The 23168-nt window shown below is 64.1% G+C and carries 22 protein-coding genes; 8 read left to right on the forward strand and 14 right to left on the reverse strand.

Going from position 1 to position 23168, the window contains the following annotated elements; genetic code table 11:
• Positions 1–34: 34 nt before the first annotated feature.
• Positions 35–1504: a glutamate--tRNA ligase gene (gltX, locus tag HF955_RS14275; protein WP_291075973.1), complete on the reverse strand. Its 1470-nt coding sequence runs from the start codon at positions 1502–1504 to the stop codon at positions 35–37.
• A 21-nt stretch (positions 1505–1525) separates the two neighbouring features.
• Between gltX and HF955_RS14280 the strand changes: the two genes are divergently transcribed.
• On the forward strand, positions 1526–3652 hold the full coding sequence (locus tag HF955_RS14280; protein ID WP_291075975.1) for a ComEC/Rec2 family competence protein: 2127 nt from the start codon (positions 1526–1528) through the stop codon (positions 3650–3652).
• On the opposite strand, the gene lexA is transcribed toward HF955_RS14280, so the two are convergent.
• The 4 genes from lexA to HF955_RS14300 form a co-directional block, all read right to left on the reverse strand.
• Positions 3643–4323: a transcriptional repressor LexA gene (gene lexA, locus HF955_RS14285; protein WP_291075977.1), complete on the reverse strand. Its 681-nt coding sequence runs from the start codon at positions 4321–4323 to the stop codon at positions 3643–3645. The genes HF955_RS14280 and lexA overlap by 10 nt on opposite strands.
• Before the next feature lie 61 nt (positions 4324–4384).
• A complete protein-coding gene (gene trpC / locus HF955_RS14290; protein WP_291075978.1) occupies positions 4385–5188 on the reverse strand; it encodes an indole-3-glycerol phosphate synthase TrpC in 804 nt (267 codons plus the stop codon).
• On the reverse strand, positions 5185–6216 hold the full coding sequence (gene trpD / locus HF955_RS14295) for an anthranilate phosphoribosyltransferase (protein WP_291075980.1): 1032 nt from the start codon (positions 6214–6216) through the stop codon (positions 5185–5187). Before trpD ends, trpC begins: the two co-directional genes overlap by 4 nt.
• Positions 6213–6344, reverse strand: coding sequence for a hypothetical protein (locus HF955_RS14300; RefSeq protein WP_291075981.1), 132 nt, complete (start codon positions 6342–6344; stop codon positions 6213–6215). The genes trpD and HF955_RS14300 overlap by 4 nt, the downstream gene beginning before the upstream one ends.
• 73 nt (positions 6345–6417) lie before the next feature.
• Between HF955_RS14300 and HF955_RS14305 the strand changes: the two genes are divergently transcribed.
• Together HF955_RS14305 and HF955_RS14310 are read left to right on the forward strand one after the other, a co-directional pair.
• Positions 6418–7428 (forward strand): hypothetical protein, encoded by a 1011-nt coding sequence (locus tag HF955_RS14305; protein WP_291075983.1) that lies wholly within the window; start codon positions 6418–6420, stop codon positions 7426–7428.
• 125 nt (positions 7429–7553) lie between these two features.
• The gene (locus HF955_RS14310; RefSeq protein ID WP_291075984.1) at positions 7554–8030 is read left to right on the forward strand and encodes a pyridoxamine 5'-phosphate oxidase family protein; all 477 of its coding nucleotides are present in this window, start codon (positions 7554–7556) and stop codon (positions 8028–8030) included.
• On the opposite strand, the gene HF955_RS14315 is transcribed toward HF955_RS14310, so the two are convergent.
• From HF955_RS14315 to HF955_RS14325, 3 genes are read right to left on the reverse strand one after another with little or no spacing between them, the layout of a single operon-like run.
• Positions 8027–8605: an aminodeoxychorismate/anthranilate synthase component II gene (locus HF955_RS14315; protein ID WP_291075986.1), complete on the reverse strand. Its 579-nt coding sequence runs from the start codon at positions 8603–8605 to the stop codon at positions 8027–8029. The genes HF955_RS14310 and HF955_RS14315 overlap by 4 nt on opposite strands.
• Entirely contained in the window at positions 8602–10029 is a 1428-nt protein-coding gene (gene trpE / locus HF955_RS14320) for an anthranilate synthase component I (RefSeq protein WP_291075987.1), read from the reverse strand. The genes HF955_RS14315 and trpE overlap by 4 nt, the downstream gene beginning before the upstream one ends.
• On the reverse strand, positions 10026–11927 hold the full coding sequence (locus HF955_RS14325) for a SurA N-terminal domain-containing protein (RefSeq protein WP_291075988.1): 1902 nt from the start codon (positions 11925–11927) through the stop codon (positions 10026–10028). The genes trpE and HF955_RS14325 overlap by 4 nt, the downstream gene beginning before the upstream one ends.
• A 96-nt stretch (positions 11928–12023) precedes the next feature.
• On the opposite strand from HF955_RS14325, the gene tpiA reads away from it, so the two are divergent.
• From tpiA to HF955_RS14340, 3 genes are all read left to right on the forward strand, one after another.
• Positions 12024–12773, forward strand: coding sequence for a triose-phosphate isomerase (gene tpiA, locus HF955_RS14330; protein WP_291075990.1), 750 nt, complete (start codon positions 12024–12026; stop codon positions 12771–12773).
• Between the two features lie 83 nt (positions 12774–12856).
• Positions 12857–13327, forward strand: coding sequence for a preprotein translocase subunit SecG (secG, locus tag HF955_RS14335; RefSeq protein WP_027839948.1), 471 nt, complete (start codon positions 12857–12859; stop codon positions 13325–13327).
• 63 nt (positions 13328–13390) lie between these two features.
• Positions 13391–15028 carry a CTP synthase gene (locus HF955_RS14340; RefSeq protein WP_291075992.1) on the forward strand — a complete coding sequence of 546 codons (1638 nt, stop codon included), beginning with the start codon at positions 13391–13393 and terminating at the stop codon, positions 15026–15028.
• A gap of 265 nt (positions 15029–15293) precedes the next feature.
• Here the strand turns inward: HF955_RS14340 and HF955_RS14345 are convergent, their stop codons facing one another.
• The 5 genes from HF955_RS14345 to HF955_RS14365 all read right to left on the reverse strand — a co-directional run bounded on the left by HF955_RS14345 (position 15294) and on the right by HF955_RS14365 (position 21014).
• A complete protein-coding gene (locus HF955_RS14345; protein ID WP_291075994.1) occupies positions 15294–15974 on the reverse strand; it encodes a hypothetical protein in 681 nt (226 codons plus the stop codon).
• 234 nt (positions 15975–16208) lie between these two features.
• Entirely contained in the window at positions 16209–17432 is a 1224-nt protein-coding gene (locus HF955_RS14350) for a cyclopropane-fatty-acyl-phospholipid synthase family protein (RefSeq protein WP_291075996.1), read from the reverse strand.
• Positions 17429–18250, reverse strand: a complete 822-nt coding sequence (locus HF955_RS14355; RefSeq protein ID WP_291075997.1) for a DUF1365 domain-containing protein — start codon at positions 18248–18250, stop codon at positions 17429–17431. Before HF955_RS14355 ends, HF955_RS14350 begins: the two co-directional genes overlap by 4 nt.
• A complete protein-coding gene (locus HF955_RS14360; RefSeq protein WP_291075998.1) occupies positions 18247–19563 on the reverse strand; it encodes an FAD-dependent oxidoreductase in 1317 nt (438 codons plus the stop codon). Before HF955_RS14360 ends, HF955_RS14355 begins: the two co-directional genes overlap by 4 nt.
• Entirely contained in the window at positions 19560–21014 is a 1455-nt protein-coding gene (locus HF955_RS14365) for a deoxyribodipyrimidine photo-lyase (RefSeq protein ID WP_291076000.1), read from the reverse strand. The genes HF955_RS14360 and HF955_RS14365 overlap by 4 nt, the downstream gene beginning before the upstream one ends.
• Before the next feature lie 175 nt (positions 21015–21189).
• Here HF955_RS14365 and rfaE2 point away from each other — a divergent pair, with 175 nt between their 5' ends.
• Both rfaE2 and HF955_RS14375 read left to right on the forward strand, forming a co-directional pair.
• Entirely contained in the window at positions 21190–22656 is a 1467-nt protein-coding gene (gene rfaE2 / locus HF955_RS14370) for a D-glycero-beta-D-manno-heptose 1-phosphate adenylyltransferase (protein WP_291076002.1), read from the forward strand.
• Complete coding sequence (locus HF955_RS14375) at positions 22653–22832, forward strand: hypothetical protein (protein WP_291076004.1); 180 nt, start codon at positions 22653–22655, stop codon at positions 22830–22832. The genes rfaE2 and HF955_RS14375 overlap by 4 nt, the downstream gene beginning before the upstream one ends.
• Positions 22833–22837: 5 nt before the next feature.
• Here HF955_RS14375 and hspQ read toward each other — a convergent pair whose 3' ends face one another.
• Positions 22838–23167, reverse strand: a complete 330-nt coding sequence (hspQ, locus tag HF955_RS14380; RefSeq protein WP_027839664.1) for a heat shock protein HspQ — start codon at positions 23165–23167, stop codon at positions 22838–22840.
• Position 23168: the final 1 nt, after the last annotated feature.

Consider the following 23168-nt stretch of genomic DNA (forward strand, 5'->3'; position numbering starts at 1 on the left):
TCCAAGTCATGTTTCCACCCGGCGTGGCTCGGGATTAGGTCCCGGCCTTCGCCGTTTGATCTTCAATTCGTCCCAGCGCCTCATCCTGCCCGAGCCATTCAAGGACTGGAGCGATGTCTGGCGCGGGCAGTCCGCCCGTAAGCGCAGCCCGAAGTGGCTGACCGACCTGTCCCATCGAGAGGTCGCGGTCAGCGCAATAGGAGCTTATGACGAGCGATATAGTTTCTGCGGTCCATTGGCGCAATTGCTGCAGTTCGTCGCGCAGACCGGCGAGCCGGTCAAGCCCTTCTTCGGACAGGGCCTTGCGGGCTTTCTTGTTGAGCTCGATCGGCCGTATGTCGCGCAGGAATGCAAACGCTTCGGCAAGCTCCGGCAGGGTCGTGCCGCGATCCTTCATGGCCGGCAGTGCGGCCCGGATACGGGCCGTTTCGGCGTCCGTCAGGGGGGCGGCGCGCTCCAGGATCGGTTTCAGCAGTCCGAACAGGCGATCATCGTCTGCCAGGCGCATGAAGTGCGAGTTGATCTGTCCCAGTTTTTCGAGGTCCAGACGGGCGGGGGCCTTGTTGATGCCGCCAATGTCGAACAGGGCGACGGCCTCTGACTCGGTGAAGATTTCCTGATCGCCATGGCTCCAGCCGAGACGCAGAAGGTAGGCCTTCATGGCTTCCGGGAGATAGCCCATGTCGCGATAGGCGAGCGTGGACAGCGCGCCGTGGCGTTTCGAGAGCTTCGCTCCGTCCGATCCGTGGATTAGCGGGACGTGCGCGAATTCGGGAATGTCCCAGCCCATGGCTTCGTAGATCGGAATCTGCCGGAAGGCGTTGCGCAGATGATCGTCACCGCGAATGACATGCGTGATGCCCATATCGTGATCGTCGACCACGACGGCCAGCATGTAGGTGGGGGTACCATCGGCGCGCAGCAGGATCATGTCATCGAGCTCGCTGGCCTGGATCGTCACGCGGCCCTGCACGCCATCTTCGAGAACCCGGTCACCGCCGTCCGGCGCGCGGAGGCGGACCGTGAAGGGGGCATCCGGGGAGGGTGCCGGGGCGCCATCGCGCCAGGGGGACCGGTAAGGCGCCAGCAGTTCATTGGCTTCGGCCAGAAGCGCTGTTCTGTCTGCATCGGAAATGCCGTCAGCCTTGGCGGCCTGGCGTTTCTCCTCGCCAAGGTCGCGCCGCGCCTGCAGCTCCTCCGGTGTGGCATAGCAGCGAAAGGCGGTGCCTCTTTCGATCATCTGCAGCGCCACTTCGGTGTGGCGGGCAGCCTGGTCGAACTGCATCACCGGTGCGGCGTCCGGCGTCAGGCCGAGCCAGTCCATCCCTTCGAGAATCGCTGCCGTGGCTTCGTCCGTGGAGCGCGCGCGATCAGTGTCCTCGATCCGCAAAAGAAACTTCCCGTTGTATCTTTTCGCGAAAAGGTAGTTGAAAAGCGCTGTCCGAGCCCCCCCAATGTGCAGCATGCCGGTGGGAGAAGGGGCAAATCGCGTGATGACGCTCATGGGACAGGCAGGCTCCGGTTGATGTCTGCGGAATTTGATCTTGCGCCGCACAAACACAACTCCCTTGCAGATGGCAAGGGGGCGACCCTTCCGGATGCAGTGCGCTGGCCGCATATCCTGTCCATGTCAGCCATTGATGCACAGCCCCTGTTGCTGGCCCTGGCCATGACTGCAGGCGCAGCTGCCTATTTCTCTGCCTCGGCCGAACCACCGGTCTGGCTGGCGCTGGCCGCGCCTTCCGGGGGCGTGTCTGCACTCATTGTGGCCCGGCGGTTTGCCTGGCCGGCAATCCTGCAGATTGTGGTCTGGGTCCTGTTTGGGGCGGGGCTCGGCCTTGGCTCTGCCATGCTGCGGGCCCATAGCGTGGCCGCGCCCGTGATTGCGGGCCAGACCGGCCCTGTAATGGTCGAAGGCTGGCTGGCTGATGTCGAGACCGGAACCAAGGGGCCGCGCCTGCGGATCGATGTTCACGCTGTGGCGGGGCTGGCGCCGGACGCAACCCCGCACTCGGTGCGCCTGACCCATCGATCCCGCCTGGAAGTCTCGTCGGGACGGTTTGTGCGCTGCTGGGCCGTGCTGCGCCCGCCGCCTTCGCCGTCCATGCCGGGGGAGTATGACTTTCGGCGGCAGGCCTGGTTCGAGCAATTGGGCGCGGTTGGATATGTTCAGGGCCGGTGCCGGGGCGGGGCGCTGGGGGCACCCGGCGGGGTACTGGCCGATCTGCGCATGAAGGTGGCGGCGTTCCGGCGGCAACTGGCTGCGCATGTCAATCTGGCCGCCGGAGACCGGGCCGGAGGATTTGCGGCGGCGCTGGTGTCGGGAGACCGCAGCTATATGCGGACCGAGGACCAGACAGCGCTGCGCAATTCGGGGCTGGCTCATTTGCTGGCCATATCCGGTTTGCACATGGCGATTGTCGGGGGCCTGGTGTTCTATCTGATGCGGCGCGCGCTGGCGCTGGTCGAACCGCTGGCGCTGCGCGTGCCCGTGCAGAAACCGGCCGCGATCATCGCCCTGGCCGCCAGTCTTGCCTATCTCGTGATATCGGGTGCAGGCGTTTCAACCCAGCGGGCCTTCATCATGCTGGCGGTTGTGTTTGGTGCCGTGCTGTTCGACCGGGCCGCGTTGAGCCTGCGCTCTTTCGCCATCGCGATGATCCTGGTCGTCCTGCTGCAGCCGGAAAGCGTGATGACACCGGGCTTCCAGATGTCGTTCGCGGCATCCGGTGCGCTGATCGCCACCTATGAGGCCTGGACCGCGAAACGGGCCCGGTCCGAACGGATCATGGGCAGCGTCAGCTATAGCTGGGCCTCGCTTGCCGTGACATCGCTGGTGGCGGGGACAGCAACCGCGCCCTATGCGCTTTACCATTTCGACCGTCTGGCCGGCCTCGGCCTGATCGCCAATCTGGCGGCGATGCCGGTCATCACCTTTGTCAGCGCGCCAGCTGCGGCGGCGGCGCTGATCCTAGCGCCATTCGGCTATGGCGATATCGGCCTGCGCGTGTTCGGCTATTCCCTGGAAGCGATCCTCTGGATTGCCGAGACCTGTACGGCGCAGGCTCCAGACGGTCTGTCACCGGGCAAGCAGATGCCCGAAGCCGCGCTGGTCCTGTTCAGCGCAGCGCTGGCAGTGGCCATTCTCGCGCGAGGGCTGTGGCGGTGGATCCTGGCGGCATTGATCAGCGGGCCGGCACTCTGGCTGTGGTGGGCAGTGCCGGCGATGGGGGTGCACTGGTCCCCCTCCGGCGATGTGTTCGTGCGCATGGCGGGCGGCGAGGTGGAACGGATCCGCTATATCGAGGGGGACGGTCTGTCGCCGATGCGCTTCAGCGAATTGGAGCCATCCGGCCTGTGTGAGGCCTGGCCGTGCAGGCTGGAAACGGAGATGGGGCGGATCGTCCTGCTGGCGCCGGACAGTACGACGCCGGTCTGCATGCCGGCATCCGAAGCGGACTGGGTGTTGTTGCCCGGAGAGCATCACCGCCCGGCCCAAGGGCCGTCAGCTTGCGCCGCAGGCATTGATTGGGGCGATGTGCTGCGGCAAGGCGGCCTGACCCTCAAAGTGGACGGGGCGCCAATACAAGGGGCCGCACCCTGTCAGGCGCGGCCCTGGAAGCCCTGTGTTCGGGAGATGGATCAGTCGTAGCGGCGGATCAGGGCCACGAGACGGCCCTGTACCTGAACCCGGTCGGGTCCGAAGATGCGGGTTTCAAAGGCCGGGTTGGCCGCTTCCAGCGCTACGGAGGCCCCCTTGCGGCGCAGCCGTTTCAGCGTTGCCTCCTCGCCATCGATCAGCGCGACGACAATGTCACCCGTATTGGCGGTGTCGGTGCGGCGGCAGATCACGATGTCGCCTTCCAGAATGCCGGCGTCGATCATGGAGTCGCCCTGGACTTCGAGGGCGAAATGCTCATCCCCCTCAGACAGGCCGTCCGGGGCGTTGACCTGGCCATTGTCCTGCTGGATCGCGGAGATGGGCAGGCCGGCCGCGATGCGCCCGATCAGCGGCACCGTATGGGCGCTGGGCGCGGGGGCGGGCTGACCGGTGGAGACCAGGGCCGGCTTGAATTCCTTGCGGCCACGGGGCGCGCCCGAGGAGACCGCTTCGGGCAGTTTCAACACTTCCAGGGCACGTGCCCGATGAGCCAGCCGGCGGATGAAGCCGCGCTCTTCCAGGGCCGTGATGAGGCGGTGAATGCCGGATTTGGAGGCGAGGTTCAGCGCATCCTTCATCTCGTCGAAGGAGGGCGAAACGCCGGTTTTCTGAATGCGCTCATTGATGAAGAGCAGCAATTCCTTTTGTTTACTAGTCAGCACGGGGGGCTCCCTTGAAGCGAATCTGTGTTCACTTATGTTCTACATGTGTTCATGCTTCGGGTCAATTCGTGCCGGCCAACCTCAATTGTGTAACGCTGCTCTGACGGTTTGCGCCCATTTTCATAAGACTTTCGCCGATCAGGTAGCGCCGGGCGTCGGTGGCGCGCAGGCGCCGGATATGGTCCGGGGTTGATATGCCGCTTTCCGACACCAGAACACGATCCCCGGGAACGTGCGGGGCGAGCCGCTCCGTCGTGGACAGGTCGGTGACCATGCGTTTGAGGTCCCGATTGTTGATCCCGATCAGGGGCGAGGGCAGTTGAAGGGCTCGCTCCAGCTCTTCCTCATTGTGGGTCTCGAGGAGCACATCCATGCCGAGCCGCATGGCGAGGTCGGTCAGTTCCTGGGCCTGCGCGTCGCTGAGGCAGGCCATGATGACCAGGACACAATCGGCGCCATGCACCCGCGACTCCACCACCTGATAGGGGTCGATCATGAAATCCTTGCGCAGCATGGGCAGGGCGACGGCCGACCGGATGGCCGCGAAATCCTCAAGGCTGCCGCCGAAACTCGGACCGTCCGTCAGGACGGACAGGCAGGCTGCGCCGCCGGCTTCGTACTCACGGGCTATTTCCACCGGGTCGGCGCCCGGCAGGATGTCGCCCGCCGACGGGCTCTTGCGCTTCAACTCGCAGATCAGCGCATTCTCATCCAGCGCGCTGACCATGGCCATGGCGCGGGCAAAGCCGCGAGGCGGGCTCGCCTCCGCTAGACGGGCTTCCAGTTCGGCCAGTGGCACCGCCCGACGGGCCGCGGCGACTTCTTCGGCCTTGTAGGCGACGATACGATCCAGCGCGGTGCTCATTCCGGGACCTGCCCGTTGGAAAGGGCGGACAGGGTGCGCAGCGTCTGGCGGGCCTTACCGCTGTCGATGGCCTCGGCGGCCATGGCGACCCCCTGTTTCAGATTGTCGGCCTTGCCGAAGACGTGCAGGCCGGCGGCGGCATTCAGCAGGACCACATCCCGGAAGGGGCCTTCCTGCCCGTCCAGAAGGTCGGTGATCGCGCGGGCATTGTCCTCGACGCTGCTGCCTTCAAGCGTGGAGAGCGGACTGGTCTCCAGACCGGCATCTGCAGGGGTCAGCTCGAATTCGTGCAGATCATCGCCAGCCACCTCGCAGACGCGGGTCGTGCCGGCGATGGAAATCTCGTCGATCCCGTCCATCCCGTGGACAACCCAGGCCCGCCTGGTGCCGAGGCGCGACAGGGTCTCTGCCATCGGCCGGACCCATTCCGGCGCGAACACACCCAGCACCTGGTATTCGGCGCCGGCGGGATTGCTGAGCGGTCCGAGCAAATTGAAGATGGTGCGGATGCCCAGCGTCGCGCGGACGGGGGCGACATGGCGCATGGCGCTGTGATGGCTGCGCGCGAACAGGAAGGCGACACCGGCTCCGTTGAGGCAGGCGAGGAATGTGTCCTCATCGACGTCGAGATTGACGCCAAGCGCCTCCAGCACGTCTGCGGAGCCCGTCTTGGGCGGAACCGAGCGATTGCCATGCTTGGCAACCCGGCCACCGGAGGCGGCGATGACCAGCGCGCTGGCGGTGGATGTGTTGAGACTTTTCCAGGGCAGGCCGCCCGTGCCGCAAGTGTCGAGGACAGGTCCCTCGACATGTACCTTGCGCGCATGGCGGCGCATGATGCGCGCGCCGGCGGCCAGTTCATCCGCCGTTTCCCCGCGCACGGCGAGGCCCATCAGCAGGGCGCCGATCTCTTCGGGGGCTGCTTCGCCTGACAGCAAATCGTCAAAGGCGCCCTCAAGCAGATCGGGCGCGAGGGGCTGGCGGCGCGCGATCGCCTGCAGGGCAAGGGTAAGGCTGTCTGGCGTCATGCGTCGTCATCCGTCTTTGGGGCCGGGCCTGAATAGGGTGTCCGGCCGGTCCAGATCAAGCCCGTCTTCGCCGCACCGGTCGCGTTCACAAAGCCGTCATCCCGATTTGCCCGGCCTGCAGTCGCCATGGCGGTCATGTTGGGGTAGGCTCACCTCAGTGGGGAATTTCCGAGAGAAATAACACCTGATGGAGGACGAGCAATGAAACGATCCCTGATGTTTGCCGGCGTGGCAGGTCTCGCGCTTCTGGGCGCCTGCCAGATGCTGCCAGCCGATGAGCCGGCCGACGCCGCTGCGGCCGAGGAGACAATCGAGGAAGAAGTTGGTGTTCTGGTCGCTGAAGCGACTCGCGAGGCTGACCGGACCGCTGAAGCCGAAATGTCGGAAACGGCCGAGTCCAGCGATGAGGAGATGGACACGTCTGCGGCCGATGCGCTGGCCACCGCGCTCGACATGCAGCCAGACGAGGTGAAGGCGCGTTATGAATGGCGTCACCCGGGCGAGACACTCGAATTCTTCGAAATCGAGCCCGGCATGACGGTGATCGAGGCCCTGCCGGGGGGCGGGTGGTATTCCAAGATCCTGATCCCGTATCTCGGCCCGGAAGGCACCCTGATCGGCGCGCACTATCCGGACGAGATCTGGATGCTGATCCTGCCAAATGCGACCGAAGAACGGGTCGACGGCATTCTCAAACGCCTGGAAACGTGGAAGGAAACGGCTCAAGGCTGGTTCGGCGACGCCGGAGCGTCGGTGTTCGACTACAAGATGACTCACATGTCTCCGGAAAAGAAGGAGGCGGCTGACGCGGTCCTGTTCATCCGGGCGCTGCACAATCTGAACCGTACCGAGGGTGAGTTGAGGACGCTGTCCCAGACAATTGACGAGACGTACCGGATCCTGAAACCGGGCGGCATTGTGGGTGTGGTCCAGCACCGGGCGTCCGAGGACACGCCGGATGAGTGGGCCGATGGCAATGCGGGCTATCTGAAGACCAGCTTCGTCGTTGACGCCTTCGAAACGGCCGGGTTCGTTCTGGAGGAGTCGAGCGAGATCAACGCCAATCCCGCCGATGATGCCGGACCGGGAGACATTGTCTGGCGTCTGGCGCCGTCCTTCGCAACGACCGAGGAAGGCACGCCCGAACGCGAGGCCATGGCGGCCATTGGCGAATCCGACCGTATGACACTGCGCTTCCGCAAGCCCGAATAGGCCCGGTTTCATCCGTATCGGGAGAGGGCCCTTCGGGGCCCTTTTTCTGTATGAGGTGCCGCGGGCATGCGGAACCGCGCAGGCAGGCAGGCGTTGGACAGGAAACCCCACATGGAGCTTCCCCAATGACCCAACTCGCCGACAAGGACCTGACAGAAACCTTCTGGGACCGTCTCGAAGACTGCCGCACCGGCATGCTCGTGATCGATGGCCGGGCGGTGCCGATGTCCCACTATGTGGATGAGAGCCAGCGCGAACTCTGGTTCATCACCGCCAAGGGCACTTACATGGCCGAACACGCCAAGGGCGGGCAGGCGCATTATGTCCTGTGCAATGACAAGGAGGGCCTCTATGCCAGCCTGTCCGGCCGCCTGACGCCGGAGATCAACAAGGAAAAGCTCGACGAATATTGGAGCTTCATTGCCGCCAGCTGGTACGAAGACGGCAAGCAGGACCCGGACGTGCTGTTGCTGAAACTGTCACTCGATCATGGAGAAGTCTGGACGTCGAAGGGCGGCGCGAAGTTCGTGTATGAAATTGCCAAGGCCAATCTGACCGATGAGAAACCGGACATTGGTGAGCATTTCGAAGTGCGTTTCTAGAGCCGGTCCAGCCAGTTCTTCAGCAAGGCGTGGCCGTGTTCGGTGAGGATGCTTTCCGGATGGAATTGCACCCCGTAGACCGGCCGCGTCCTGTGGTGCAGGGCCATGACTTCGCCATCCTCGGTGAAGGCGTCTGCGACCAGCGCGTCCGGCAGGTCATCCGGCTTGACGGCGAGGGAATGGTAGCGAACCACCTGATAGGTGTCCGGAAGCCCCTCGAACAGGTCTCCGCCGGTCTGACGGATCTCTGACAGCTTGCCATGACGGATTTCGCGCGCGGTGATGACCTTGCCACCAAAGGCCTGGCCGATGGATTGGTGGCCAAGGCATACGCCGAGGATCGGCAGGTCGTCCGGAGCCTGCTGGATCAGGGCCACGCAGATGCCGGCTTCGTTCGGGGAGCATGGGCCAGGAGACAGGAGGATGCCGTCCGCGCCGCTGGCAAGCGCCTCCTCCACGGTCAGCTCATCATTGCGGACAACGCGTGTCTGGGCGCCCAGCTCTTCCAGGTAATGGACAAGATTCCAGGTGAAGCTGTCATAATTGTCGATGACGAGGATTTTCTTCCGGCTCATTGGTCGAACTCATAGGCTGCTGCCAGTTCGGCTGCGCGCTTAAGGGCGCCTGCCTTGTGGACGGTCTCGTCATATTCGTACTGGGGGTCGGAATCGAGCACGACCCCGCCGCCGGCCTGAATGTGCAGCTGGCCGTCCTTCAGCACAGCGGTGCGCAGCGCGATACAGGTGTCGAGATCGCCATTCCAGCCGAAATACCCCACAGCGCCGCCATAGATGCCGCGGCGATGGGATTCCATTTCGTTGATGATCTGCATGGCGCGGATCTTTGGTGCGCCGGAAACAGTACCTGCCGGGAAGCCTGCGAACAAGGCGTCGACACTGTCGAGCCCTTCGCGCAGGTCGCCTTCGACATGGCTGACAATGTGCATGACATGGGAGTAGCGTTCGACGATGAATTGCTCCGTCACCGTCACACTGCCATAGGCGGCAACGCGGCCCACATCATTGCGGCCAAGATCCAGCAGCATGAGGTGTTCGGCGATCTCCTTCGGATCGGCCAGAAGGCTCGCGGCGCGGCGGGCATCTTCCTCGTCATTGCCACTGCGCGGGCGGGTGCCGGCGATCGGGCGAATGGCCACTCGGCCATCGCGGACACGGACCAGAATTTCCGGGCTGGAGCCGACAAGGCTGACCGTGCCGAGGTTCATGTGGAACATGAAGGCTGACGGGTTCAGCCGGCGCAGCGCGCGATAATAGCTGATCGACTGGCGCGGGAAGGGCGCGGAGAAACGCTGGCTCGGCACAACCTGAAAGATGTCGCCTGCGCGAATGTACTCCTTGCAGCGATCAACGATCTCGAAATAGCGCTCTTTCGACGTGTTGGATTGCAGGTCGACCGGGGCCGGTTCCTGATCCTTGGGCGGCATCTGGGGCAGGCGCTCCAGTCGCGTTTCCACATCATCGAGTAGGGCGTTGATCTCTGCCTCGTTGCCGCCTTCGATGCGGCCGATCAGCAGGATCTCCTGATAGATGTGATCGAACACGATGACGATGCGCGGAATGACCAGCAGTGCCTCCGGCACGCCGAGCATGTCCGGCTTGGTGATTTCCACCGGCTCGACATACTGGATCATGTCATAGCCGACATAGCCGAAGGCGCCGGACGCCATGGGCGGCAGTGCCTCATCGGCCTCGGCACGGGCGTCACGGGCGAAGGCTTTCAGGGCCTCGACCGGTTCGCCGTCCAGCGTCCGGGCGTCGGAGAAACCTGCATTGCTGGCGGTCTGTGCCTTGCCATCGAGGATGCGGAACCAGCGGTCCGGCTCCAGCCCGATAAAGGAATAGCGGCCGAGACGCTCGCCGCCGGCGATGGATTCAAACAGAAAACTGCCGGGCGCTTCCGCGCCGAGTTTCAGCATCGCCGCGACCGGCGTTTCGATGTCGCCGATCCGACGCCGGACGATCAGTCTTGCCGTGCTCATTGGTCCGACGAGATCGAGGCCTTGTAGGCGTTCAGGGCGCCCTGATTGGTGCGCAGCTTCATCGCGGCAGCGATTTCGGCATCGACGGCCTGCGCCAGGTCGGAGGACAGGTCCGAGGTGAGACTGGCGCGGGCGATGGACGAGAGCGCCGTCATCTCCTCGTCGCTCGGTTCGGTGATGTCCGTCAGCTGCATGACCATGACGGCATTGCCGTCCCGGCTGGGCAGCGTGAAGACGTCACCCTGCTTGCCGGTGAAGATCGGACCGAGCGCGGCATTGGGCAGGCCGGCTTCTCCGGCCGTGCGGCGGGTGACCGGCGCGAGGGGCGTTTCCACCACTTCGCCGGCGGCGCGGGCCTCGGCCTCGAGTGTGGTCTCGCCGGACTCGATCCGTCTCTTCAGATCGTCGAGCGCGGATTGCACGCCATCCTGCTGGCGCTGGAAGACCAAGCCTTCGCGGACTTCCTCGCGCAGCTCCTCGAATTCCGGGGTGTAGCTTTCGATGATCTTGCGGGGTGACACGAGATAGCTCGCTTCGCCAATGTCGAACCGGTTGCTGGTTTCGCCAACCGGCACTTCGAAGGCCTGCTGGAACGCTTCGCCTGCCTGGACGAGGCCTGCCATCAGGACGCCCTCACGGGTGCGACCGGACTGATCGACCGGGGCATAGGTGATCAGCGGGACGCCGACTTCCTCGGCAATCTGGCTGAGCGGATAGCCGGCGCCGATGGCGCGATCGAGGGCTTCCATCTTTTCGTAGAGGACCACGCCGGCCCGCTCGCGGGCGAGTTGGTCACGGATTTCCTCTTCAACCTGTTCCAGGGGGAAGACCGCGCCTGGCTGGACCGAGACGAGCCGGGCGACCAGCCATTGGTCCCCGCGCTCGCTGGGGCCGAACAGGGCGCCGCTCTGCTTGCCGGCGCCGAACATGGCTTCGGCGAGAATGGGGTCGGAGACGCTTTCCCGGCGGCCTGTGCGGGTCTCGCGGGAGACAACGCCTTCGAGGCTGGCCGGGTCTGCGCCACCTGCCAGCAGGCCAAAGGCCGTGCGGGCCGCTTCGCGGGTCGAGAAGAGCAGTTCGACAAAGGTGCGGGTATCGGGCTCGGAATAGCGCTCTGACTTGCTGGCCTCGTAGACCGTGGCCACTTCCTGGTCGGTGACGGTGACCTCGGACAGGAAATCCTCGGCCGACATGCGCAGCACGTCGATCATCCGGCGTTCCGGTTGCTTCAGGGCTTCGAGGTTCTCGTCATAATAGGCGCGGACATCCTCCTCGGTCGGCGCGGCCGGTTCCGGCAGGCTGGTCGTGTCGAGGACGAACCAGGCGACATTGCGCTGTTCAGTGAGGTAACGCGCCTGCAGCGCGGTCAGGGCGCTCGGCGGATTGATGGCCGCGATCGTGCCTTCGCGCATCGCCTTGAGGGCGAGATCGTCGGAGAGCTGCTGCTCGTATTCCTGCTGGCTGATCCGGGCATTGTAGAGCGCCTGGCGATACGTATCGAGATCGAGCGAGCCGGTCAGCGGGTTCTTAAAGGCGTCCGTGTTGCGCAGTTCCTCCACCACGGCATCGGTGGACGGGCGTACGCCGATCGAATCGGCATAGCCGAGCAGGGTCAGCTTGGCGGATTCGAGCTGGAAGATCTGGTCGATCAGGCCGTCCTCGAGCAATTCCGGCTTGGTCATCGGCTCATCGGCCTCGGCATTGATGTTCCGCAGCACGGTTTCGACGCGGCGGTCAAACACGGCGGCATCGAAGCCGCGGCTGCCGGCCTTGGCCATGTCGGAGCCCAGTCCGCCGCGCAGCTGGGCAAACATCTGGTCCACGCCCCAGAAGGCCATCCCCGCGATGATGATCATGATAATAATCTTGCCGACGAAGGAATTCATCAGGCTTTTCATCAGGGCTAGCATGTCGGCAGCGTCTTTCTGGCAGTTGAGCGATGGTCCAGTGCTTGCTAGGCGACCCCGCTAGGTCTTTCAAGATAGGGACAGCTTATGACCAGAACACTTATTGCAGGGAATTGGAAGATGAACGGCCTGAAGGCCAGCCTGGGGGAAATCCGCGATGCTGCTGCAGGCGTGGGTCAGGGCAAGGCCGGGGTCGAGGCCCTGCTATGTGTGCCGGCGACGCTGCTGGCGCTGGCAGCCGAGGCGGTCCACGGTTCTGCGCTGAAAATTGGGGGCGAGACCTGCCATCCCGCCGAAAGCGGCGCGCATACGGGCGACATTTCCGCGGAAATGCTGGCCGATGCAGGGGCGAGCCATGTGATTGTCGGCCATTCGGAGCGGCGCACCGATCATGGCGAGACCAATGAGATCGTGGCCGCGCAGGCGGAAGCCGCGCTGCGGGCCGGCCTGACCCCGATCATCTGCATTGGCGAGAGCCTGGACCAGCGCAAGGCCGGCGAGACGCTGGATTTCGTGGCCAGCCAGATTGCCGGGTCTATCCCGGACGGCGCCGAAGCGGACCAGATCGTGCTGGCCTATGAGCCAATCTGGGCCATCGGGACCGGCGAAGTGGCCAGCCCGGCGCAGATTGATGAAGTGCACACGGCGATTCGCGCGCGTCTGGCAGACCGGTTCGGCGCCGACGCGGCGAGCCGGATCCCGCTGCTCTACGGGGGCAGCATGAAGCCCGGAAATGCGGCTGAAATCCTGGACGTGGCGGATGTGAATGGCGGCCTGATTGGCGGTGCAAGCTTGAAGGCAGAGGATTTCCTCGCCATTTACGCCCAAGCAAAGTAACCAAAGACTGAATCCGAAGGCTTGGCGTCCGTGCCCAATGGCGATATGCGGGCCGCTTGAATTTCACTGGAAACCCACCAGCCATGCAGAATGTCATTCTCGTCGTCCACATCATTGCCTGTCTTGTCATGACGGGCCTGGTCCTGATCCAGAAATCCGAAGGCGGCGGCCTCGGCATTGGCGGGGGCGGCGGTGGCGGCGCCGGATCGTTGATGTCCGGACGCGGTGCAGCCGGCGCGCTGGTGCGGTCGACCATCATGTTTGGCGGCATCTTCTTTCTGACCAGCCTGGGCCTGACCACGCTGGCCAATCGCAACAATGACACGCGCACCGAAGTCGAGCGCGCGCTGGGCGCCGACGAGGAGGGTGCGAGCGGACCGGTCGACCTGCTGGATCCGACGGCGCCGCTGCTGGAAGGCCAGGACGGTCTGGGCACAACCCCGACTCCGGCCCCGGCGACCGATGCCCCGGCCGAACTGGTCGATCCGACGGCCGACCTGCCGACGGCGGACCCGGCAGAGGAGCCTGCCCCGACCGAGGGCAATCCCCAGTAAATGAGCGGCGCGGGTGTTTTCCCTGCGCCAAACCCAACCGAATCACGGCATCAGGGTGATCCCATGATCCGCTATATTTTCATTACAGGCGGCGTGGTGTCCTCCCTTGGCAAGGGTATCGCTTCCGCCGCACTCGGCGCATTGCTTCAGGCGCGTGGCTACAAGGTCCGCCTGCGCAAGCTTGACCCCTATCTGAATGTCGATCCCGGCACGATGAGCCCCCGCCAGCATGGTGAGGTCTATGTCACCGATGACGGCGCAGAGACCGATCTGGACCTCGGCCATTATGAGCGTTTCACCGGTGTCTCGGCGCGCCAGTCGGACAACATCACGACGGGCCGCATCTACAAGCACATCATCGAGAAGGAACGCCGCGGCGACTATCTGGGCGCGACGATCCAGGTGATCCCGCACGTCACCAACGAGATCAAGGATTTCGTCCTGTCCGATCCGGGCGAGGATGTGGAGTTCGTCCTGTGCGAGATCGGCGGCACGGTGGGCGACATTGAAGGCCTGCCCTTCTTCGAGGCAATCCGCCAACTCGGCCAGGAACTCGGTCCGGAGCGCGCCTGCTTCATCCATTTGACGCTGCTGCCCTATATCCCGGCGGCCGGCGAGATGAAAACCAAGCCGACCCAGCACTCGGTGAAGGAGCTGCGCTCCATCGGTATTCAGCCGCAAGTGCTGCTGTGCCGGTGCGACCGGCCGATTCCCGAAAACGAGAAGGGCAAGATTGCCAGCTTCTGCAATGTGCGCCCGTCGAGCGTCATCGAGGCGCGCGATGTGGGCCATATCTATGATGTGCCGGAAGCCTATCATGCCGAGGGGCTGGACAAGGAAGTCCTCTCCCATTTCGGCATCAAGGATGCGCCCGAGCCAGACCTGACCGGCTGGCACCAGATTGCCCACACGACCCATCATCCCGATGGCCATGTCTGTATCGGCCTTGTGGGCAAGTACACCGATGTGCCGGATGCCTACAAATCCGTTGCCGAGGCGCTGGCGCATGGGGGCCTGGCCAACAAGGTGAAGGTCGACATCCGCCTGATCAATTCCGAGGAATTCGATGACGAGGCGCGGCCGCTGGACATTCTGGAAGGCGTGCACGGCATCATCCTGCCGGGCGGCTTCGGCGAACGGGGCGCGCATGGCAAGATGCGGGCGGCGCGGTTTGCCCGCGAGCGCGAGGTGCCGTGTTTCGGCATCTGCTATGGCATGCAGATGTCCGTGATCGAGGCGGCCCGCAACATGGCCGGCATCGAGGACGCGAACACGACCGAGAATGATCCCGAGACCGATGCGCCGCTGGTCGGCCTGATGGAAGAGTGGACCAAGGGCAATGAAAAGGTCCTGCGCGATGCCAATACCGACAAGGGCGGCACGATGCGCCTCGGCGCCTATCCGGCGCGCCTGAAGCCGGGCAGCAAGGTGGCCGAAATCTATGGCTCGCTGGACATTTCCGAACGCCATCGCCACCGCTATGAGGTGAATGCCGGGTATATCGAGGCGCTGGAAAAGGCTGGCGGCCTGTTCTCCGGCCTGTCGCCGGACGGCCAGTTGCCGGAAATCTTCGAGATCCCGTCTCACCCCTGGTTCATTGGCGTGCAATATCACCCGGAACTCAAATCCCGCCCGTTCGAGCCGCATCCGCTGTTTGCGAGCTTTATTGGTGCAGCGGTGAAACAGAGCCGGCTGGTTTAGGAGTTGCCCCTCTCCTGTCATCCCGGAATTTGCGCAGCAAATGTACGGGATGAGTACTCCGGGACGTTCCGAAGTGGCGTCACCCTCGACCGCGCAGCGGTCTGAGGGCCCATCTCCTGCATTTATATCATGCGCCAGCAGCCCGATCGGGAGATGGGCACCCAGATGAGCTGCGCTCATCGGGTGTGACGCGGCGGGGCGACCAGCACCCGTGCCCGGCGCGGAGGGGCTCCGGCCGGTGCAGGGCGTTTCCGTATTGTCCGGATCAGGAAGAATTGAACCAGGGCTGAATCGTCTGTGCCTCAATGTCGAGGGTCCTGGCGGTGTCGCCCTGAAGGGGTGACAGGGGGCCGCGACGATAGAGGCGACGGCCAAGCGGCTTCAGGATTTTTCGGGGCGCGGCCAGCCCCCGGCGCAGCTTGCGGATATAGCGGTCGCGATGATCGAGTGCGTGATCGAGTGCAAACAGGCGGCGCACCAGTGTTCGGGCCGGCAGGATATCGTCCGGGTCAGACGCATATTCCCGGATGTCGGGAATTTCGTTCGTATCCAGAAAGCGAATGCGGGGGCCTGTCCGAAAGGTCTTTGGTGGCGGCGTGGAGCCGGCCCGGCCGGTGCCGGTTTCGAACAGGCGGAACATCGGCGCAGCGGCGCGCCCGGCGGGGCGATTGACGGGCTGCGTTCCCGCCGGCACGGGCCGGGCGGGCGCTGGCGCGGGCAGGGCGCCGAGTTCGGCCGCGCTGAGATAGAGGCACCGGCGCAGGGCCGGTTCGGCCTGGGCGAGGAAACGTGACAGGCGGGTCAACACGTGTCGGGGCAGGAAAGGCGTGCAGGCGGCAATGCCGAACCGGTCACGCAGCGAGATCACCGCGAGGCTGAGCGTATTCAGCATCACCCAGACCGCTGAGCGGATTTCGACGGGAGGTGTGTAGTGCAATCCTGACATGAGGGCAGGATGCGGGCGGCAGAATGCTGGCGGATTGGGATTCCGCGAGGTGTTGTTTTCGTTGGGAAAAATATTGGGAAGACGGGGATAGGCGAGGCCCTCACCTCCCATTGCTGACGCAATGGGGCCTTCCTCTCCCGGAGGGAGAGGGGTCAGACGCGGAGCACGGACAAATCTCTCTCCCGCTTGCGGAAGAGGAGGGGCGCGCGCCGAAGGCGTGGGAGGTGAGGGATTCTAGGCCTTTGAAACCTGGAACTGGCCGACATTGATGCGGCCATCGGTGAAGCCGGCTTCGCAATAGGAGAGGTAGAAATTCCACATGCGGCGGAAGGGCTCGTCGAAATCGAGTTTCGAGATCGTGTCCCAATTGGCGTTGAAATCGCGGGCCCATTCGCGGCAGGTGCGGGCATAGTCCTGGCCGAAATAGGTGACGCCGTCATGGCGCAGGCCGGCCGACTGGAACTGGCCTTTCAGGGCCTTTTCACTGGGCAGCATGCCGCCCGGAAAGATGTGGCGCTGAATGAAGTCGACGCGCTTGCGGTATCTGGGGAACAGATCGTCATCAATCGTGATGATCTGGAGCGCAGCCTTGCCGCCCTGTTTCAGGCTCTCGAAGATTTTCGCGAAATAGCTCGGCCAGTAGGATTCCCCGACCGCCTCGAACATCTCGATCGAAGCCACGCCATCATAGGTACCCTTGTGGTCGCGATAGTCTTCCAGCCGGATCTCGACGCGCTCGCTGAGGCCCTGTTTCTGCATGCGCTGCATGGCGAAGTCGCGCTGGGAGGGCGAGATGGTCAGACAGGTGACTTTCGAGCCGCGTTGCCTGGCGGCGTATTCGGCAAATCCGCCCCAGCCGCAGCCGATCTCGAGGATCTCCGAGGACGGCCCGGCATTGATCCGGTCACAAATGTTCCGGTACTTGTTGTGCTGGCCCTGTTCGAGGCTCATGTTCGGATTGTCGAAGATGGCCGAGGAATAGGTCATGCTGGGGTCCAGCCAGAGGCTGTAGAAATCATTGCCCAGATCATAATGGGCCATGATGTTCTTTTTCGCGCCCTCGCGGGAATTGCGGTTGAACATGTGACGGACCATGTTGATCCAGCGCACCAGCGCTCCGCCGACCGCGAGCTTGCCGATATTGTCGAAATTGGCCGAGAAGAAGCGGAGCACTTCGGTCAGGTTCGGCGTGGACCACTGACCGTCCATATAGGCCTCGGCAAAGCCGACATCGCCGCCGGCCAGGGCCCGTTTCACGAAGTCATAATCATGCACGATCAGGGTCGCGTGCGGACCATCTGAATCGTGCCGGTATTCGAGGACACGGTCATCCGGCAGAACAAAGGAAATGCTGCCCTCGCGCGTGTTCAGCAGGGCAAAGGCTGCCAGTCGGAAACTTGCCGGAACATCCTTCAGGTTCCGGATGGACTGGCTGCTGGCTTTGATGACCTCGGTCATGCGGCGTCCTTCCGCTTTTCAGAATTGCGTATCTTTTCAGGTAAAGCAATCGTTGTGCCGGAATCCGGTGGCGACGGCTTGCGCCGATAGCCGGCGCCGCGCAGCCAGATTTTCAGGGCCTGCCAGTGAATGCCGACGGTAACGCCAAGCGTCGAAAGCGGATTGGACAGGGCGAGCCGCAGAAGGTTGCCGGGCGTTGCGGGCAGGCGCCGCGCCGTGATGTTGGCCATGTGCAGGCAGGCTCCGTCCTTCAGGCTTTCCACGACCACTCCCAGTTTGTTCTCCGGCGAACGCAGGGTGAAACGATAGGTTCCGGTGACGTCGAAGAAGGGCGAGACATGAAAGGATTTCGGCGCGCTGTGCCTGCTGCGGCCGGCGCTCGTGGCCGCGACATAGCAATGGCGTTCGCCGAACGTGTTGTTGACCTCATAGATGATGCCGCGCAGATCCCCCTCCGGCCCGTAGCCATACCAGAGCGACAGTGGCGCGAATTTGTAGAACAGGTGGCGCGGGAAGGTGACAAGGCGAATGGCCCCGCCATCCAGGCTGACACCGGCGCTGGCGAGTTGGGCTTCGGCCCAGGGGCGCAAGGGCGCGCCGGCCTGTTTCGGTCCGTGATCCTGCGTGCGGAAGGAGAACAGACCCGGGGCGTTGACGTTGAACAGGGACGAGCCGGCGGCTGCCTCGTCGAGGCGGTCAATGTCCAGATCGATCAGGACCAGCCTGTAGGCGAACCGGCGTTCAAAGGGCGTGTAGCGCACATGAACGGTCTGGCCTGTCCACAGCGTCAGGGCAGGCAGGGCGCGCGGATCGGTCAAACGGACACCTCGGCAACAGCTTCCACCAGGCGAAGCTTGCGCATTGGCTGGACAATGTCCACGCCTTCCGGGGTCCATGGCACCGACCCGCCGAGGGAGAGCGCCGCCGAGAGGCCGGATTTCAGCCCGTCTTCATGGAAGCCACGCCCCATCCATGCGCCTGCGATCCACAGGCCGTCCCGGCCCTGGATGCGTTTCAGTCCGCGCACGGCCGCTTCGGCGGCTGCGTCGAACTGGGGATGGTCGAACTCGTACTCATGGAAGATCAGATCGTCACGGGGCGGCGTATCCGGGTTCAGCGTGATGAACAGCGGGCGCTCGTCCGGCAGGCCCTGCAGGCGGTTCATCCAGTAGGTCAGGCAGATGTCGCCGCTGTCCTGCTTCAGCACGTTCCAGCTGGCCCAGGCGGCCTTGCGGGCCGGCATCAGGGCAGGGTCGCGGTGGAGATAGATGCGGTTCGGACGGTAGCGGACCGAGCGGAGCAGGAAGGCCTGGTCTTCGTAATTGTCTTCGGTCAGGCGCAAGGCCTGGTCGGAATGCGTGGCGAGGATGATCTCGTCAAAGACTTCCCGGCGGCCATCCGATGTGACCAGCGCGGTCTGGTGACCGAACGGGAAAAGGCGCTCGACGCCCGTATTGAGGCGGATACGGTCGCCGAGCGCGTCCGCAACGCGGCGGACATAGTGTTCGCTGCCGCCGGAGACGGTGCGCCATTTCGGGCGTTCCTTGTGCATCAGGCGGTGATTGTCGAAGAACTGGAAGAAGCTGATGGCGGGATAGTCCAGCATCCTGTCTTCGCAGGTCGACCAGATGGCAGCGCCCATGGGCAGGATGTAGTTGCTGCGGAAATCCGCGTCGAAGCCGTGCCGGTCGAGCCAGGCGCCAAGCGTCGTGTCATTGATGCGGCCGGCGGCGAGTTCCTCCCGGGCAATGTCGTTGAAGCGCAGGATGGTGCGCCAGAACCGGTGGAAGCGCGGGCTGAACAGGTTCTTGCGCTGGGCAAAGATGCCGTTCAGGGTGGAGGCCCATTCCCAGCCATCCGGATCCGAAACGGAAAAGCTCATGTCCGAGGCCTGGGTCTCGACACCGAGGGCCTCGAAGAAGCCGATCAGGTTCGGATAGTTCAGTGCATTGTAGACGATGAAGCCGAGATCGACCCGCGTCTGGTGACCGTCATAATCGAACGCATGCGTGCATGCGTGCCCCCCGGCCCGGCCTGCTTGTTCAAAAACTGTTACGTGTGCGGAATTGCGCAGCGCCCAAGCGGCGCCGAGCCCCGAGATGCCGGATCCGATGACAGCGATCTTCTTCATGCGGCGTCTCTTTTCTCTTTCAATGTGTCATAGGCGTCGAGCGCGCGCTGGCGGCCGACGGAATGATCCACGATGGGGTTCGGATAGGTCTTGCCGAGCGTGATGCCGGCTTTCTTCAGCGTGGCTGCATCAGCTTCCCATGGGGCGTGCAGATATTTGTCCGGCAGGTCTTTCAGTTCCGGACAGAAGCGGCGGACATAATCGCCGGTCTCGTCGAACTTGGTGCCCTGGCTGATCGGATTGAAGACGCGGAAATAGGGGGCCGCATCGGCGCCGGAGCCGGCCGTCCATTGCCAGCTGGCCGCATTGTTGGCCGGGTCGGCATCGACCAGCGTGTCCCAGAACCAGGTCTCGCCCTCCTGCCAGGGCAGGAGGAGGTGCTTGGTCAGGAAGGAGGCAACGATCATCCGTACCCGGTTGTGCATCCAGCCGGTCTGCCAGAGCTGGCGCATGCCCGCATCGACCATCGGGTAGCCGGTCTGGCCGGTCTGCCAGGCCTTGAGCGCTGCCTTGTCGGTGCGCCAGGGCATGTGCCGGAAGGAGTCGTTGTAGTTCTCGGTCGCAAGGTCCGGATTGTAGAACAGAAGCGTGTGGGAGAATTCCCGCCAGCCGATCTCGGACAGGAAATGCAAGCCGTCCTTTTCGTGGATGCTGCCCGCTTCCATGCCGGCATGGACGGCGCGCCAGATCTGCAGCGGGCCGATCTCGCCGAAGCGCAGATGCGGCGACAGGCCGGATGTGGACCAGTCCATGTCGGGCCGGTTGCGGTTGTCCTTGTAGCCATTGATCGGACCGTCGAGGAACTCTTCCAGCCGGGCGAGGGCGCCGTCTTCGCCGGGCGTCCAGTCTCCAAAGCCGGCCGACCAGTCGGGCCTGGTCGGGTGCAGGCCCCAATCGTCTAGGGACTCGCTGTCGACCTTCGGGCCGCTCAGCGTCTTGTGTCGGCCATAGGTGTCGCGCGCATCGACGCATTGGCGGGCCTGTTTCCAGTAGGGTGTGAAGACCTTGTAATAGCCGCCCGCATTGGTTTCGACAGCCCAGGGCTCGTTGAGCAGGCGGGCATTGTAGCTGGACACGTCGATGCCGCGGCCGGTGAGGTCTTCCTTGATGCGGGCGTCGAGATCGCGTTCGGGCTTGTCATAGCGCCGGTTCCAGAACACGGCTTCGGCGCCGGTTTCGCGGATAATGTCATCCAGCACATCGGCCGATTTTCCGGACCGAAAGGTGAGGCGTGCGCCAGCGGCGTCGATGGTCTTTGCAAGCGCCCGTAGCGACTTGTCGAGCCACCATTTCGAGGCGCCGCCATGGGGGCGCAGGCCGTCTGTGGCCTCGTCATGGATGAAGAGCAGGACCAGCGGCCGGTGGGAGGCCACGGCAGCATGCAGTGCCGGATTGTCGGTCAGACGGAGGTCTTCCCGGAACCAGACAATTGCAGGGGCGGATTTTGACACAAGACCTCCAGGCAGGACCAGACGGGCGATATTCGGCGATTTCCGGACTGTGTACGCGCGGCCGTCCGGACTGGATCACCGGCGAATGGTCTCCCGGCCTTCCGCCCCCCGGTCTTGAGGGATATACCACAGCGATGTTCAACGGAATCAAAACCCCCAAGGCGCTGTAACCGATATGTCAGGCACTCATCTCCCGGATCTGGTCCGGGCTGCAAAGGGCAAACGCGTGGTCTGTGTCGGCGATGTCATGCTCGACCGGTTCATCTATGGCGGCGTGACGCGGATTTCGCCCGAGGCGCCGGTGCCGATCATGCGGCGGACCCGCGAGGCCGCCATGCCGGGCGGAGCGGGCAATGTGGCGCGCAATCTGGCGTCGCTGGGCCTTTCGGTGTCACTGATCGGTGTGGTGGGCGATGATGGCGAAGGCCGCGAACTGGCCGCGCTTCTGGGCAGTATCGACGGAGTGGATGCCGATCTGATCGCGATGCGCGACCGGTCCACCACGCTGAAGACGCGCTTTGTTGCCGGTGGCCAGCAGCTGCTGCGCGTCGATGCCGAGGATACAAGCCCGATCGAGGCCGGACCGGAAGCGGAACTGATCGCGTCGATTGCCGACGAGGCGGAGTCCGCCGGCGTGATCATCCTGTCGGATTATGCCAAGGGCGCGGTGACCGATGGCGTTATTGCAGCGGCGCTGGAGGCGGGCGCGCGGCACGGCATTCCGGTGATCGCCGATCCGAAAGGGCGCGATTTTGCGCGCTATGGCGGCGTGGACCTGATCAAGCCGAATGCGAGCGAACTGGCGGTTGCCATGGGCCTGCCGGTGGAGACCGACCAGGATGTCGAGGCGGCCCTTGTGGCGGCGCAGAGCGTGCTGCCGGCAAAGGCGATTGTCGTGACCCGGGCCGCCAAGGGCATGTCCTTTGCTGCCGATGGCGCACCGGCCGTGCATCTGAGCGGTCAGGCGCGGGAAGTGTATGATGTGTCCGGCGCCGGCGATACGAGCATTGCGGCCCTGGCCCTGGGCCTGGCCGGAGGCGGCACGCTGGCCGATGCGGTCAGCCTGGCGATCACCGCATCCGGCATCGCGGTGGGCAAGGCCGGGACCGCCACCGTTTCCGCCGAGGAAGTGCTGAGCGCCCTGCAGATGGGCCTGCGCAATGGCGGGGTCAGCTATCTGTCCCTCGATACGGCGATGGCCCAAGTGGCCACTTGGCGCGAGGCCGGCCTGACGGTCGGGTTCACCAATGGCTGTTTCGATATCCTGCATCCGGGTCATCTGCGTGTGCTGGAAGAGGCCAAGGCGCGGTGCGGACGGCTGGTTGTCGGCCTGAATTCCGATGCGTCGGTGCGGCGTCTGAAAGGGCCAACCCGGCCAGTGAATGACGCGGATTCCCGCGCGCGGGTCCTGTCCGGCCTGATGGCGGTCGATGCGGTGGTCGTGTTCGACGCGGACACGCCGCAGGACCTGATCGAGGCGTTGCAGCCGGACCTGCTGGTCAAGGGCGGCGACTACACGATCGACACGATTGTCGGCGCAGACACGGTGCAGGCACGTGGCGGCACGGTGCATATCGTCCCGCTGGTGGACGGCCAATCGACCACAGCCGCGATCGCGCGGGCCAAGGCCAAGGCGGAATGAGCGCGGCGGCACAGGTCGCGGCGCAATTGCTGCGCCAGTATGGCGAGGATGCCGAAGTCATCGCCACGCTGCGGGCAGCGGAAATTGCCGCCATGGGCGATGCCGAGGCGCTGGCGCATTGGGATAACGTGATTGCCTGCCTGTCAGGAGAGGCGCCGGACGGCCTGCCCAGCTGACGCGGTCAGTTGGCGACGCCCTTTTTCAACTCATACCGGCCCCGGCCGGTCTCGTCGAACCAGTCCTGGATGTCGGGATGGCTGAGCGGCGTTTCGGAATCGTCGATGACGAGGTTCTGTTCCGAGACATAGGCGACGTAATGCGTCCGGTCGTTTTCCGCGAACAGGTGATAGAAGGGCTGATCCTTGCGCGGGCGCACCTCTTCCGGAATGGAATCATACCATTCATCAGTGTTTGCGAAGACCGGATCCACATCGAAAATGATGCCCCGGAACGGGAAGTGACGATGGCGCACGACCTGGCCGATCTGAAACTTCGCAACCAGAGGTGTGATG

The sequence above is a fragment of the Hyphomonas sp. genome, assembly GCF_017792385.1.
In the GTDB taxonomy this organism is placed as follows: Bacteria; Pseudomonadota; Alphaproteobacteria; order Caulobacterales; family Hyphomonadaceae; genus Hyphomonas.